Below are 15,024 nucleotides of genomic sequence, written 5' to 3'. Positions count from 1 at the left end.
AATATAGGCGGCCCGAATAAATCGGGCCGCCATTTTTCTAAGTGGATCAACCGTTGGAGGGCGGCAACAGTCCTGCCTGTTGGGCGATTGTGATCTCATCCTGATCAAGCGCGCCGTCGCCGTTTGCGTCCATCTGCGCGAAACCCTCGGCGTCAACCTCTGGCACAACGGCCTGAACCTCGTCGATTGTCAGCACGCCATCGCCGTTGGTGTCAGCTGCGTTCTGGGCCAACACCAATGTCGGCAGTCCAAGTGCCAGCGCCGATATTACGGCCAATTTCTGCGGTTTCATATTTGCCTCCTGAGTGTGTCTTCTTAAGTGTTTGTGTCCGGACAAGCGCCAAAAGAAAGCCACCCAAAGGGCAAGTCACCCGCTCCGATTGATTTTGCTCCATTCGGGCCAATCTCTGCGTGTTTGCCCGAGTCGCATCTGCGGAGGTTTGCCGGGCAAAATGGCCCACACAGGTTTCGGCAACTCTTGCCCGACCCGGGCGAGATAATCTGGCAATCCTCTGCTCAAAAACCGACTCGCACTTGAAAAAAGAAAGGGGGCCGAAGCCCCCTGTCAGTTTCGCCTTCCAGGCTCATTTCGTTGACCGCCCGGTGTTTTTTTGCCTGCGGCCTGGACTGCGCATGGGACGAGCGCACCCGCCCCGTGAGAGAGTGGGAGGGAGCAAATATTCCGCCCCACCCTGTTCCCGGCCAACACGGGCATGTCGGCCGAGTGGACCAAGGCATCGATGGTAAGTCTCAGCGCCTTGCTCCGTATTCGTCGGGGTCGGTACCTGTGGCATCTATCCGACCCCTGCACCCCGGGTTGCCGGGGCGCTAAACTCAGCTACACCCGCTTGTCGCGCCGCAAGTGTTGCATTTCATGCAGGTGCCGTTGCGCACCAGCGTGTAGTTTCCACATTCCCCGCAGGGATCACCCTCGTATCCTTGCATCTTTGCTTTGGTGCGGGCGTCCATTCCTGTCGCAACCGCCGTTTCAGCAGGAGCTTCGAATGTCGCTGCGGTCTCCGCCATACCGGTCACGTCGGCTTGACCACCGTTGAAGACCATCAGATCCTGTGGCAGACGCTTACGCAGATAGCCGGTCGAGCTGATTTGTTTCAACACTTCCAATGACTTGGTCGCCGCAGTTTCACTGATTTCTGAAACATTCGAAAGACCGTCTTCTTCGCCCCTACCCAAATCATCGAAGGTTGCGCCTTCTGGCTTCACATGGGCCAGATCGGTGCGGTCCAGATAGGACACGGCCAACTCGCGGAATATGTAATCCAGGATCGACGTTGCGTTCTTGATCGAGTCGTTGCCCTGAACCATCCCCGCCGGTTCGAACTTGGTGAAGGTGAAGGCGTCGACAAACTCCTCCAGCGGCACGCCGTATTGCAGACCGACTGACACGGCGATGGCAAAGTTGTTCATCATCGCTCGGAAGCCAGCACCTTCCTTGTGCATGTCGATGAAAATCTCACCCAGCTTGCCGTCTTCGAACTCACCGGTGCGCAGATAGACCTTGTGGCCGCCAACGATCGCCTTTTGGGTATAACCTTTGCGGCGATGCGGCAGTTTTTCGCGATGGCTGCGGATCATTTCCTTGACCACAACCTTCTCGATTACCTTCTCGGCCAGAACGACGGCTTTTTCCTGTGTCGAACCGCTTTCCAGCACTTCCGCCGCCTCATCGTCATCCTCGACCAGTGCCGCGGCTAGAGGTTGGGACAGTTTCGAGCCATCACGATAAAGCGCGTTGGCCTTCACACCCAGCGACCACGAAAGCTCATAAGCCTTTTGGCAATCCTCGATGGTCGCGTCATTCGGCATATTGATCGTCTTGCTGATTGCGCCCGAGATGAAACTTTGCGCTGCAGCCATCATTGTAATGTGGCTATCAACGCCAAGGAAACGCTTGCCTTTTTTGCCGCACGGGTTGGCGCAGTCGAAGATCGAATAGTGCTCTTCCTTCAGATGCGGTGCGCCTTCCAGCGTCATGGTTCCGCACACATGGTCGTTGGCCGCGTCGATATCTGCCTTGGTAAAGCCCAGATGACGCAGCAGGTCGAAGGTCGGGTCATTCAGCTTGGTCGCCGGGATGCCCAGAACGCCGGTGCAGAAATCCTCGCCCAGTGTCCACTGGTTGAAGACGAACCGGATATCAAAAGCACTTTCCAGCGCGGCGTCCACCTTGGCCAGTTCGTTGGGGCCAAAGCCGTGGCCGGTCAGCGAGGTGTGGTTGATCCCCGGCGCGTTGCCGATGGTGCCGTGACCAACCGCGTAACCCACGATTTCTTCGATCTGAGCCGAGGAATAACCCAGCTTTTCCAGCGCCGAAGGCACCGAGCGGTTGATGATCTTGAAGTAGCCACCACCGGCCAGCTTTTTGAACTTGACCAGCGCAAAATCGGGCTCGATTCCAGTCGTGTCGCAATCCATCACCAGACCGATTGTGCCGGTGGGAGCGATCACGGTGGCCTGCGCGTTGCGGTAGCCGTTCTTCTCACCAAGGCTCAACGCCTCATCCCAGGCCGACATGGCCAGATCGACCAGACGCTTGTCCGGGCAGTTGCCATGGTCCAGAGGCACTGGCTTCACCGCCAGCTTCTCATACCCCTCGGTCACGCCCTGCGACGCGCGGCGGTGATTGCGAATGACGCGCAGCATGTGGTCTGCGTTACGCTCATACCCTTTGAACGGTCCCAGCTCACCAGCGATCTCGGCCGAGGTCGCATAAGCCACACCGGTCATGATCGCAGTCAGCACGCCACAGATCGCCCGACCCTCATCCGAGTCATAGCTGTAGCCCATGTTCATCAGCAGGCCGCCGATATTGGCATAACCCAGACCCAGAGTGCGGAAGTCATAGGACAGCTGCGCGATTTCCTTCGACGGGAATTGCGCCATCGTCACCGAGATTTCCAGCGTCAGGGTCCACAGACGCGAGGCGTGCATATAGTCGGCTGCCTGGAATTCACCGTCCTTGAGGAAAGTCAGCAGGTTCATCGACGCCAGGTTGCAAGCCGTGTCATCGAGGAACATGTACTCCGAACACGGGTTCGAGCCGCGAATTTCACCATCTTCGGGGCAAGTGTGCCATTCGTTGACGGTATCGTGGAACTGGATGCCCGGATCGGCGCAGGCCCAAGCGGCGTGGCCGACCTTCTCCCACAGATCGCGCGCTTTGACGGTGCGGGCAACCTTGCCGTCGGTACGGTTTATCAGTTCCCAATCGGCGTCTTTCTCAACGGCAGTCAGAAACGCGTTGGTCACTCGGATCGAGTTGTTCGAGTTCTGGCCAGAAACCGAGCTGTAGGCTTCCGAATCCCAGTCCGTGTCATAGGTCGGGAATTCGATGCTGTCGTGGCCCTGCTTGGCGTAATCCAGCACGCGCTTGATATAAGTCTCGGGGATTGCAACCTTTTTCGCCTCGCGAACCGCTTTCTTCAGTCTGTCATTCCTATTGGGATCATACGCATCATCCTGCGCGCCGTCCCAGCTGCGGATGGCCTCGAAAATGCCATTCAGCATCTTCTCGTGCATCTTTGATCCGGCAACGATCGAGGCCACCTTCTGCTCTTCGATCACCTTCCATTCGATGAATTGCTCGATGTCCGGGTGATCTGCATCGACGATCACCATCTTTGCTGCCCGACGGGTTGTCCCGCCTGATTTGATCGCGCCAGCGGCGCGGTCGCCGATCTTGAGAAAGCCCATCAGGCCCGAGGATTTACCGCCACCCGACAACGCCTCGCCTTCTGCGCGCAGATGGCTGAAGTTGGTCCCGGTACCAGAGCCGTATTTGAACAGGCGCGCCTCACGCACCCACAGATCCATAATGCCACCCTCGTTCACCAGATCATCGTCCACTGACTGGATAAAGCACGCGTGCGGTTGCGGATGCTCATAGGCGGATTTCGATTTAGTCAGCTTGCCGGTTTTGTAATCAACATAATGGTGCCCCTGCGCCGGACCATCGATACCATAGGCCCAGTGCAGACCCGTGTTGAACCATTGCGGCGAGTTCGGTGCAGCACGCTGGGTCGCCAGCATATAGCGCATCTCGTCGAAATAGGCGCGCGCGTCTTCCTCGGTCGAAAAATAGCCGCCCTTCCAACCCCAATAGGCCCAAGCACCTGCAAGGCGATCGAACACCTGTTTTGAAGACGTCTCACCATCAAATTCAGCGCCGTCTGCGGGGACCGAACGCCACAGGAATTCAGGAACGTCCTTTTCCTTAACCTTCTTCAGCTTGGACGGAACACCTGCTTTGCGGAAGTACTTTTGCGCGATAACGTCGCTGGCGACCTGGCTCCACTTTGCGGGAACCTCGATTTCGTCCAGACGAAAAACGATAGTACCGTCGGGATTGCGAATCTCGGATGTTGCAGACACAAAATCCAGATCGGCATATGCATCCTGTCCAGGTTTGGTGAATTTTCTTTCAATTTTCATGTCCGCTGCCCCAGCTACGATCTGTCCAAATTTTAGTACCCGGCACAAAATCTTGATGTCGCGGTGTGCCGCCCGCCCTGCCGTAATATTGAGACGCAAGGGACCAAGCGCTGCCGATAACAGCGCAGAACCGTAAATACGGTTTCACGTCAAACTGGTTTGCATTCCGTCCCTCGTCCGATGCCTTTTCTGGTTATTGCTACCAGATTTAGTGGCTCGTCTTTCGGCCCATACAATCTGACGTATATTCCCATAGATGGTCAACGGGCTTTTTCAGTCATTTTTGGAATCTTTTAGCTTGACCTGATCTGACGAACCGGCGGTTTCTTGCCGGATCGCGATTCCTCCACAGGCCTGTCCCCGGATACCAATCAATCTGCGCTCGATGCGTCAGAGTGATTTCTCTTTTTTTCCGCCACAGTTAGAGGAAATTGATCAACCTGTCCGACATTAAGGACATATTCAGAGAATCATCGTCACCGCAACGTGGCGCGTGCCATAGTTTGTAAATCACGACATTTCTGGATGGGAAATCTATTCAACATGCGTTTGACTTCGTTGTTAACTATTATGGGCTTAATCGTGTCCTGCACAGCACAGGACGTTCCGCCTGCGTCTCGTAGCGCTCAATTCGATGGGTACCCGCAGAACCTGTTCAATTCCTTCAAGACAGACTGCGCTGGCCCTGGCGATAAATTCGTCAAATCCGGGACAAGCAGTTTTGAATGTCGCGAAATACTCTCGCCCGAGGCGACAGCCTATCTGATTCTCAATTTTGATGGATATTCTCAAAATCTGCCAAAGATCGTGACGCGGCTAAGTTCAGCAAAGAATCAAGCAGGCTACCGTGTGGATGCCGAATTGTTTTTTATCATTCCCCAAAAAAGCGGAAGCACACTTAAGATTCCAATCGAAAGCGATGAATTGGACAGGGATTTTTCCAGACTCTACACCGACTATGGCGGAACGCCGGTGTAAGAGTGGAAATGGTCGGGGCGGCAGGATTCGAACCTACGACCCCCTGTACCCAAAACAGGTGCGCTACCAGACTGCGCCACGCCCCGGACCGTGCGCCTTCCTAAACGCGCCGATCTGATTTGAAAAGCCCTAACAGGGCCAAATTGCAGGACCTTGCGAAAAAACTTGGTGGCGCATCTGTGTTCCTGGTCGAATACCATAGCGCGCGGCAAGTCCCGCATTGATTTCAAGCACGGCATAAACCGAATCGCCGCCTTCGATCGGGGTCAGATCGCCAGGGATCGCGCCCTCATGCACGCGGGTGACGGTTCCTGCTTTGTCGGTAAAGATCATGTCCAAAGGGATCAGCGTGTTCTTCATCCAAAACGCCACCCGCTGCGGTGGATCAAAGATGAACAGCATGCCAGAGCGGTTGGGCATACTCTCACGAAACATCAGCCCGCGTGATCGTTCCTGAGGGGTAACGGCCAACTCGATATCAAATCGAACCTGCGCAAGTTCATTTCGCAACTCGACACGGTCAGAACGGCATTCGGCTTGCGCGCCACCACTGATCAGAAATGTCAGGGCCGCTACGAATAATGCTGTTCTCATTCTTTAAGACCTAGGCGTTCAGCGCCGCTTCCCAGGCAAGAACCTGTGCCGCCATCCGTCCGCGCTTTCCGTCAATCACACGCATGGCCAAGGCTTCTCCCGGTTGCAGATCCGCAAGACCTGAACGGCGAAGAACCTCAATGTGCAAGAACACATCTTCGCTGCTTCCGAAGACATTGGCGAAGCCGAATCCCTTGCCTTTGTCGAACCATTTGACACGCGCTGCCTCTAATGGAGCATTGCCGATCACGGTCGGATCAAGCTCCGCAAAGTCGGCCAGCATCATTGTTTCTGCCCGCACGGGTGGATCAACGCTGATCACTTCGACCGCCTGAACACCGCGATCAGTTTTGTGCGTCATAATCTCGATACCAGCACCGTCGGCGACCGAGCTCTGACCAAAATTGCGCAACACATTGACATGCAACAGTATGTCCGGACCGCCATCGTCGGACACAACAAATCCGTATCCCTTTGCGGGATCGAACCATTTAACGTGTCCATGGACGCGATACATGCTGTTCAAATCTTCTGGCACTGTTTTCCCGTTACGATAATAGGCAAGCCGTTAAGGGTTTGTTGTTTATGATATTCACTCGCAAATTCAAGCTGAAAAAAACTATTAATAGCAATCAGTTGCATTTCACGGTACGCGAACATCACGGATTCAACCTCTGCACTTGCCAATCGGAATCGGCGTTACGCCTCTTCCATTGAAACCTGTCATGCAACCTGAAGGCTCCATCAGCCCAGAATTCCACTTCGACAGGTGAAACCCGATACCCTCCCCAGAATTCCGGGCGCGGCGGATTGGGTCCCAACTTTGCCGTCACCTTTGCCACCTCGGCCATCAAAGATGCCCGGCTCTCCAGAGGTTGCGACTGGCGAGAGGCCCAGGCACCCAGACGGCTCTTAAGCGAGCGCGAGGCATAATACGCGTCTGCCCCAGGCCCGTCTTCTTTGCTGACTATACCACGAACTCGAATTTGACGCCGCAAAGATTTCCAGTGCATCACAAATGCCGCTTTATGGGCACTGTCCAGTTCCTGTGCCTTGGCGCTGTTATAGTTCGTATAGAAGACAAATGCGTCTTTTTCGATTTCTTTCAGCAGAACCATTCTTGCATTAGGCAAACCTTCCGAATCCACGGTTGCCAATGCAATCGCGTTCGGATCGTTTGGTTCGGTCTTTTCCGCCTCAGCCAGCCACCGACCCGCGATTTCAAACGGATCAGTCCCGGCAAAGATGCCATTGTGCTCGTTCATTTCCATCCCCTGGAAATAATTAACCCGACCCTAAGGCGAGAACCCGCTGCGGGCAAGAGCGCATGGCCTTGCCGCAGGACAATCAATGGCATAAACCAACTCAACACAATGCGACGACAGGCGGAGAACCGAAGATGTCAAATCAGTTGATGGCCGGAAAACGCGGCCTCATCATGGGACTGGCCAATGACAAATCAATCGCATGGGGGATAGCCCGCGCCTTGTCCGACGCCGGGGCCGAACTGGCCTTTTCCTATCAGGGAGACGCGCTGAAAAAACGTGTCGACCCGCTGGCTGCGCAATTGGGCAGCGAAATCGTTCTGCCCTGCGATGTCAGCGACGAGGAATCGATTGATAACCTTTTCAACTCGCTTGAAGAGAAATGGGGAAGGCTTGACTTTGTTGTTCACGCCATTGGCTTTTCTGACAAGAACGAGCTTCGTGGGCGCTACGTCGACACATCGCGCGCTAACTTCAATCTGACGATGGACGTATCGGTCTACTCTTTTACAGCCGTTATGCAGCGCGCAGAGAAGATGATGGGCGAAGGCGGTAGCGCAGTCACCCTCACCTATTACGGCGCTGAACAGGTCATGCCCCATTATAATGTTATGGGTGTCGCCAAGGCTGCGCTTGAGGCATCGGTCAAGTATCTGGCTGAGGATCTGGGAAAAGACGGTATTCGCGTCAACTCGATCTCGGCGGGTCCAATCAAGACACTCGCAGCCAGCGGCATCGGCGATTTCCGCTATATCATGAAGTGGAACGAGTATAATTCTCCGCTGCGTCGCAACGTGACCATCGATGATGTCGGCAAATCAGCGCTGTACCTGCTGTCAGACCTCAGCAGCGGTGTGACCGGAGAGAATCTGCACGTGGATTCGGGATATCACATCGTCGGAATGAAGGCCGTCGACGCGCCGGATGTTGAAAAAGGATAAAAGACCATGAGCGCCAAGGACCGCCTGCCCCACGAAAAAGGCTTCCACATCAGCTGGGATCAGATTCATCGCGACTCGCGCGCCCTGGCTTGGCGTCTGGATGGGCAAGGCCCAGATGATGGCGCTTGGCGTGCCGTCGTAGCGATCACTCGAGGCGGAATGGCTCCTGCGATGATCGTCAGCCGTGAACTGGATATCCGCACGGTCGATACCGTCAGCGTGCGGTCGTATCACCACCAGTCACAGGGTGAGGCTGAGATTCTAAAAGCCCCCAATGCTGATTTGATGGGCGATGGGACGGGTATCCTGATCATAGATGATCTGGTCGACAGTGGAAAAACGCTTGAACTCGTGCGCGAAATGTATCCCAAGGCGCATTTCGCGACCGTATATGCCAAACCCAAGGGCCGACCCATGGTTGATACCTTTATTACCGAGGTCAGCCAAGACACCTGGATCTTCTTCCCATGGGATATGGCCTTGCAATATGTCGAGCCTTACCGGGGTACCGATTGATCAAGCGTTTTGCTTGAACACCAAAAACACGGACTTTCCATGAATATGACCCGTACCGCCGCCACCTTTGCCCCTCCGGTGATGGAGGCGCGGCGTTGGCTGGACGGGGTCGAGTTTCCTGAAGACCGTCCGCTGATCAATGTCAGTCAAGCGGCTCCGGTCGATCCACCGCCACTGGCCTTGCGGCAAGCTATGGCCGAATTCACAGTCGAACAGGACAGCGCACATCTCTATGGCCCAGTTCTGGGCAATGATGAATTACGGACCGAGCTGGCTGCACAGATCAGCGAACACTACGAAGCAAGAATTAAGGCTAATCAGGTCGCGATTACCTCGGGCTGCAATCAGGCTTTCTCGGCCGTGATCTCGGCGATTACGGATCAGGGTGATGAGGTCATTCTGCCAACCCCGTGGTATTTCAATCACAAAATGTGGCTGGATATGGCCGGTGTCAAAGCCATCGACTTGCCCACCAGTAACGATCTGTTGCCCGACCCCGAGATGGCGCGCGCACTGATCACCAAGAAAACGCGGGCCATTGCATTGGTCACGCCGAACAATCCCGGTGGTGTCGAATACCCATCAGACCTGGTACGCCGCTTCTATGAACTCGCGCAGGAAACAGGGATTCGTCTGTTGGTTGATGAAACCTATCGCGATTTCGACAGCCGATCTGGTGCGCCACATGAATTGTTCCAGCAGCCAGATTGGGACGATACCTTTGTGCATCTCTACTCGTTCTCGAAAGCCTATCGCCTGACTGGGCACCGAGTCGGCGCAATCGCTGCCGGTACACCGCTTTTGTCGGAGATTGAGAAGTTTTTAGACACCGTTGCGATCTGCCCCGGCCAGATCGGTCAATTCGCTGCGCTTTGGGGAATGCAGAACCTGTCTCATTGGGTTGCCGCTGAGCGTGATGAGATTCTAGACCGAAGGGCTGCAATTGCCGAAGGAATGCCTCGGCTAGAGGCAAAAGGCTGGCGTCTTCTGGGGCTGGGTGCTTACTTCGCCTATCTCGAACACCCCTATCAAATCGCATCGGACGATTTGGCCCGGCAGTTGGTGCCTGAGGCGGGCATTCTGCTGTTGCCCGGAACCATGTTCATGCCCGCGCATGACCCGACTGGGAAACAACAGGTCCGCATCGCGTTTGCCAATCTCGATCGCGCCGGAATCGCGCAATTGTTCGACCGTTTGCCGGCCCTGTCCTTCTAAGCTTGCCCCTCGACTGCACGCATCGTATTCAGGGCCGCAACTAGCAGGGCAGACACTCGCCGACCAAACCAAGAGGGCACCATGGCCGCAGGCATGAAAAACCTATCCAAAACCTTTGTCTGGATTCTCATGGGTCTTTTGATGCTGGGCCTTGCTGGCTTTGGCGCCACCAGCCTGACCGGAACCGTGCGTACTGTTGCGCAGGTCGGTGATGAGAGTGTTTCGGTCGACGAATACTTCCGCGAACTTCAGCGCGAAATCAGGGCGGTCGAGGCGCAAACCGGACAGCCAATGCAGATTTCGCAAGCGCACGATCTTGGATTGGACCAATTGGCCTTGGCGCGTCTGATTGCACTGGCCGCGCTGGACAATGAAGTCGGGCAGCTTGGCATTTCGATCGGCGACGAGAACCTGCAGAACGAGATCGTCCAGATACCCGCATTCCAGGGGGTGAACGGTACATTCGACCGCGAAGCCTATCGCTTTCAGCTCGAACAGGTCGGGATGACTGATTCCGAGTTCGAATCGGATTTGCGCAAGGAATCTGCCCGCACAATCGTGCAGGGTGCAGTCATGGGCGGGGTTGAGATGCCGCGTGCTCTGACCGAAGCAATGGCGAACTATGTACTGGCCCGCCGCAGCTTTACCGTGGCGACGCTGTCCGCAGACGCGTTGGAGACGCCCGTGGCAGAACCGACAGAAGATCAGATTCAGACATTCTATGACGAGAACACTGATCTGTTTACACTGCCCCGCACCAAGCAACTGACGTATGCCATTTTGTCACCAGAGATGCTGCTTGATACGATTGAGATCGACGAAGACTCGTTGCGCCGCCTCTACGACCAGCGCGCAGAACAGTATTTCCAGCCCGAGCGCCGTTTGGTCGAACGCCTGACCTATCCCAGCGAAGAAGCCGCAACCGAGGCCCTGGCTCAGCTGGAGGTTGGTGGAGCAGATTTTGAACAACTGGTCCGCGATCGGCAACTTGAGCTGGGCGATGTAGATCTGGGTGACGTCACCCGCGAGGACCTTGGCGATGCCGCTGATGCTGTATTCGCTGCCGAGATCGACGATGTCGTCGGCCCGCTCCCATCTGTTTTTGGTCCAGCCTTGTTCCGGATCAACGGATCACTGGCAGAAAACAATGTAAGCTTTGAAGATGCTGAGCCCGAGTTGCGTGATGAACTTGCCTCAGATCGCGCGCGCCGTCAGATCGAGGCGCAGGCCGAGGACATCAACGACTTGCTTGCTGGCGGCGCAACGCTGGAAGAATTGGTCGATGAGACTGAATTGGAACTGGGCCAGATCGACTGGACCCAGCAAAGCGATGATGGCGTTGCCGCCTATGACGGCTTCCGCGCCGCCGCTGAGGCCGTGCAAGAGGGTGATTTTCCCGAAGTCGCGTTCCTCGAAGACGGTTCAATCTTTGCTTTGCGCCTGAATGAAGTGCTTGAGCCCCGCCCCGAACCGCTTGAAAATGCCCGAGGGCGGGTTGCTGAGGCCTGGACACAAGCAGAGACCGCGAAGGCGCTACAAAATCAGGCAAACTCGGTGCTGACCCAATTGGCGACGGATGGAGATTTCACGGCGACTGGCCTGCCCTTCCGGGTCGAAAACGCCCTGACGCGCACTGCGTTCCTTGAGGATACTCCGGTAGATTTCATGACACAGGTCTTCGAGCTGGAACCGGGTGAATTACGCGTCATTCCCGGAAACGGCACTGCCCTGATCGTGCGCTTGGATGAAGAGCTGCCACCAGCCGAGACCGACGAACAGCGTCAGATGCAGGATGCTCTTGCAGCACAGTTTGACCAGGCACTGGCGCAGAACATCTTTGATATCTATGTGCGCAACGCCCAGACCCGCGCGCGCCCAGTACTGGATCAGCAAGCGCTGAACGCGGTACGGTCAAGCTATTAAAGAGACAGCACATGGCCCTGACCCCAGAATTCGAAACTTTCGCGCGCGCCTATGACGCGGGTGAAAATCAGGTCGTCTATACCCGGCTTGCCGCCGATCTGGATACGCCTGTGTCCTTAATGCTCAAGCTGACGGGCGCACAAAAAGACGCCTTCATGCTCGAATCGGTGACCGGTGGCGAGGTGCGCGGTCGTTACTCGATCATTGGCATGAAACCCGATCTCGTCTGGCGGTGTCATGGCGAAACATCGGCCCTGAACCGGTCGGCCCGGTTTGATGCCGACGCGTTTCAGCCACAGGATGGCAATCCGATGGATAACCTGCGCGATTTGCTGGCCGAAAGCCGCATCGCGCTGCCTGACGATCTACCACAGGCAGCTGCCGGGCTGTTTGGCTATCTGGGCTATGACATGGTGCGGCTTGTGGAATACTTGCCGGATGTGAACCCCGACCCGCTGGGCCTGCCGGATGCGATCATGCTGCGGCCTTCGGTGATCGCCGTATTGGACGGTGTTAAAGGTGAGGTCACTGTGGTGTCTCCGGCCTGGGTCAGCGACGGACAATCCGCTAAAGCCGCATATGCACAAGCTGCAGAGCGTGTCATGGACGCTGTGCGTGATCTGGAGCGCGCAATGCCCGCCGAGACACGCGATCTGGGCGACGCGATTGAAGTTGGTCCTCCAGTATCCAACTTCACCAAATCGGGCTACATGGAGGCCGTTGAAAAGGCCAAGGAATATATCCGCGCAGGCGATATCTTCCAGGTTGTCCCAGCCCAACGCTGGACGCAGGACTTTCCGCAACCTCCGTTTGCCCTCTACCGGTCTTTGCGGCGTACGAATCCGTCGCCCTTCATGTTCTATTTCAACTTCGGTGGCTTTCAGGTCGTAGGCGCGAGCCCTGAAATCCTGGTCCGCGTCTTTGGGGATGAAGTCACGATCCGCCCAATCGCAGGCACTCGACCGCGAGGCGCAACGCCCGAGGAAGACAAGGCCAACGAAATCGATCTGCTTGCCGACAAAAAGGAACTGGCCGAGCACCTCATGCTGTTGGACCTTGGACGCAACGATACGGGCCGTGTGTCCAAGATCGGAACCGTCCGCCCCACCGAAGAGTTCATTATCGAACGCTACAGCCACGTGATGCACATCGTGTCGAACGTGGTCGGAGAACTTGCCGAAGACAAAGACGCGCTGGATGCCTTCTTTGCCGGGATGCCTGCGGGTACAGTCTCGGGCGCGCCAAAAGTGCGCGCGATGGAGATTATCGACGAGTTGGAGCCCGAAAAACGCGGCATCTACGGTGGCGGTGTTGGGTATTTCAGCGCTGGTGGCGACATGGACATGTGCATCGCTTTGCGTACGGCCATCGTGAAAGACCACAAGCTGTATATCCAAGCTGGCGGCGGCGTTGTCTATGATAGCGACCCCGAGGCGGAATATATGGAGACCGTGCACAAATCGAACGCGATCCGACGCGCGGCGGCAGATGCGGCGCGTTTTACCGGCGGCGGAAACAGCTGAGCAAGCGGCAACAAGGTGCCGCTATTACCCGTCCGTCAAGGCTTCGGAAGCACCTTGTTCGACCTCTTTCATCATCACGGCTGAGATCGGTGCCATCGCCACCCGGCTGCCGCGATCCTCAAGCCCCCACAGCAACAAGGCCGAGATCGTTTCGGGGCGCAATCGGCCAAGCATTACGACCGCACCCTCCTGCCCGGCGCGGAATGCGGCTTGATCTAGAAAGCGCCGCATTATCTTGGGATCCTGCTTGGCCCCATCGAAATCGCGGAACACGACGCTAGACGGTACGCCATTGCGGGCGGCGAGTTTCTGCGCGGTGTTCAGACCATTGTCCTGCGTAACCAGCCCCCGGCCGGTATCACCTACAATCGCTGCGACCTGGTCTGCCAGTTTTCGGTTGCCCTGAATACCGCTTTCGACGCCCTCTAAAATGCCTACTGTGTGGGGTAACTCATCCAACCACACCGACAAGGATACTTCTGCATCCTGAGCGCTGGCAGCTTCGTGCATGTCAATCATCGCCAGCACCTCAAAACCCGCTTCGCGATGGCGCGCCATTTTTTCGGCTGCATCCGGGTCTGACGGGCTGATGGCAAAGCTTAGCGGGTATGGAAAATCCTGAAGCGCCTCGACTCCAAATGCTCCTTCATCGTCGATCAAAATGATAGACATCAGTGGCTTGGCTTCGGGGTTCTCAAAGATCGCGGCATGCGCTTCGATAGGTTTTGCCGCCACCTCAGGCACTACCTCGGATTGCTCAACGGGTGCGTCATCCCTTTCGGTCAGGGGTACGACACGTTTGCCGATCAGTGAATTAGAGCTCGCGGTCCCTTCCCCGCCAATTTGAGGCAGCGTCAGCACGCGCGGCTTGCTGACCGGGCGTGTATCTTCTTCGCCCTCAACGGCAATCGGGTTATCGTTAGGCATGCCCTCGGTTACCGGAACCTCAAAAGTTACGTCCGGCAATTCTTCGGTCTCGGGTTCCAATGCCGCCACTTGAGGTGCTTGTTCTTCAGGCGTTTCGTCCACGATCCGGGGTTCAGATACCGCTTCAGGCTCTGGCGCCGGAGGCGCGTCTGCAACCCTGGCCGGTTCAGCCTCTGGTCTGGGCGTCTCCGGTTCAGCAAGCGGTGGCGGCGGTGCTGTCGGCGCATCTGTCTGAACGGTCACCGCGGGTGTCGAAATTCCAGCAGGTGCTGCGGTGGCAACAGGCGATTCACTTGACTGCGGAGGCGGCCCGGGCTCAAGCTCGACGTCTGCCAACCCATCCAGAGTATCTGACGAGAGTTCCGGGCTTTCGGGACCCGATGGTGGCAACTCAACCAAATCTGCATCGACACCAGTGCTATCGACATTCGCTGTTTCAGGCGCATCAGGCGCATCAGCCACTTCGGGTGCGGTTGCCGCGACTTCTGGCTTGCGCGACAAGGGGGTGGACAGCGACAGGACCGCGCCCAATGCCAGTACAGAGACCGCACCAGCGATCAATCCACCATAAAATCCGCTCATCGAAATCTCGCCTCTCGCGTTGTTTCGTGCCTCAACCACCCATACGCCATCTTCTGCGGCGCTCACTTGCACTGCGCCAAGTTGGGTATGTCCTCTTGACGCTGCCGC

Annotated in this window: 12 protein-coding genes and 1 tRNA gene; 6 read left to right on the top strand and 7 right to left on the bottom strand. The window is 56.4% G+C overall.

All coding sequences use genetic code 11. The features are described 5' to 3' along the window. Window positions 1–46 precede the first annotated feature (46 nt). Both AC2FI7_RS03545 and AC2FI7_RS03540 read right to left on the bottom strand, forming a co-directional pair. Complete coding sequence (locus AC2FI7_RS03545; protein WP_010440267.1) at window positions 47–292, bottom strand: EF-hand domain-containing protein; 246 nt, start codon at window positions 290–292, stop codon at window positions 47–49. A 542-nt stretch (window positions 293–834) separates the two neighbouring features. Further along, the gene (locus tag AC2FI7_RS03540) at window positions 835–4,452 is read right to left on the bottom strand and encodes a vitamin B12-dependent ribonucleotide reductase (protein ID WP_496815258.1); all 3,618 of its coding nucleotides are present in this window, start codon (window positions 4,450–4,452) and stop codon (window positions 835–837) included. 525 nt (window positions 4,453–4,977) lie between these two features. Between AC2FI7_RS03540 and AC2FI7_RS03535 the strand changes: the two genes are divergently transcribed. Continuing rightward, on the top strand, window positions 4,978–5,430 hold the full coding sequence (locus AC2FI7_RS03535; protein ID WP_496833246.1) for a hypothetical protein: 453 nt from the start codon (window positions 4,978–4,980) through the stop codon (window positions 5,428–5,430). 9 nt (window positions 5,431–5,439) lie between these two features. Here AC2FI7_RS03535 and AC2FI7_RS03530 read toward each other — a convergent pair. The 4 genes from AC2FI7_RS03530 to pdxH form a co-directional block, all read right to left on the bottom strand. Further along, window positions 5,440–5,516, bottom strand: a tRNA-Pro gene (locus tag AC2FI7_RS03530). Window positions 5,517–5,559: 43 nt separating this feature from the next. After that, window positions 5,560–6,024 (bottom strand): DUF192 domain-containing protein, encoded by a 465-nt coding sequence (locus tag AC2FI7_RS03525; protein WP_010440270.1) that lies wholly within the window; start codon window positions 6,022–6,024, stop codon window positions 5,560–5,562. Window positions 6,025–6,034: 10 nt separating this feature from the next. Beyond that, window positions 6,035–6,562 (bottom strand): cold-shock protein, encoded by a 528-nt coding sequence (locus AC2FI7_RS03520; protein ID WP_029621826.1) that lies wholly within the window; start codon window positions 6,560–6,562, stop codon window positions 6,035–6,037. 121 nt (window positions 6,563–6,683) lie between these two features. After that, window positions 6,684–7,289, bottom strand: a complete 606-nt coding sequence (gene pdxH, locus AC2FI7_RS03515; RefSeq protein ID WP_010440273.1) for a pyridoxamine 5'-phosphate oxidase — start codon at window positions 7,287–7,289, stop codon at window positions 6,684–6,686. A 134-nt stretch (window positions 7,290–7,423) separates the two neighbouring features. On the opposite strand from pdxH, the gene fabI reads away from it, so the two are divergent. The 5 genes from fabI to trpE all read left to right on the top strand — a co-directional run bounded on the left by fabI (window position 7,424) and on the right by trpE (window position 13,407). Continuing rightward, window positions 7,424–8,230 (top strand): enoyl-ACP reductase FabI, encoded by an 807-nt coding sequence (gene fabI, locus AC2FI7_RS03510; RefSeq protein ID WP_010440274.1) that lies wholly within the window; start codon window positions 7,424–7,426, stop codon window positions 8,228–8,230. 6 nt (window positions 8,231–8,236) lie between these two features. Further along, window positions 8,237–8,746 carry a xanthine phosphoribosyltransferase gene (gene gpt, locus AC2FI7_RS03505; RefSeq protein ID WP_010440275.1) on the top strand — a complete coding sequence of 170 codons (510 nt, stop codon included), beginning with the start codon at window positions 8,237–8,239 and terminating at the stop codon, window positions 8,744–8,746. A 39-nt stretch (window positions 8,747–8,785) separates the two neighbouring features. After that, on the top strand, window positions 8,786–9,961 hold the full coding sequence (locus AC2FI7_RS03500; RefSeq protein ID WP_010440276.1) for an aminotransferase: 1,176 nt from the start codon (window positions 8,786–8,788) through the stop codon (window positions 9,959–9,961). An 81-nt stretch (window positions 9,962–10,042) separates the two neighbouring features. Further along, a complete protein-coding gene (locus AC2FI7_RS03495) occupies window positions 10,043–11,884 on the top strand; it encodes a peptidylprolyl isomerase (protein ID WP_496815251.1) in 1,842 nt (613 codons plus the stop codon). Window positions 11,885–11,895: 11 nt separating this feature from the next. Further along, window positions 11,896–13,407 (top strand): anthranilate synthase component I, encoded by a 1,512-nt coding sequence (trpE, locus tag AC2FI7_RS03490; RefSeq protein ID WP_496815249.1) that lies wholly within the window; start codon window positions 11,896–11,898, stop codon window positions 13,405–13,407. A gap of 24 nt (window positions 13,408–13,431) precedes the next feature. Here the strand turns inward: trpE and AC2FI7_RS03485 are convergent, their stop codons facing one another. After that, the gene (locus AC2FI7_RS03485; protein ID WP_037321030.1) at window positions 13,432–14,916 is read right to left on the bottom strand and encodes a divergent polysaccharide deacetylase family protein; all 1,485 of its coding nucleotides are present in this window, start codon (window positions 14,914–14,916) and stop codon (window positions 13,432–13,434) included. Window positions 14,917–15,024: the final 108 nt, after the last annotated feature.

Source organism: Ruegeria sp. YTSA064 (genome assembly GCF_059610325.1).
Note: the sequence above shows the minus strand (reverse complement) of the source record. Positions and strands in the feature narration are given on the sequence as shown.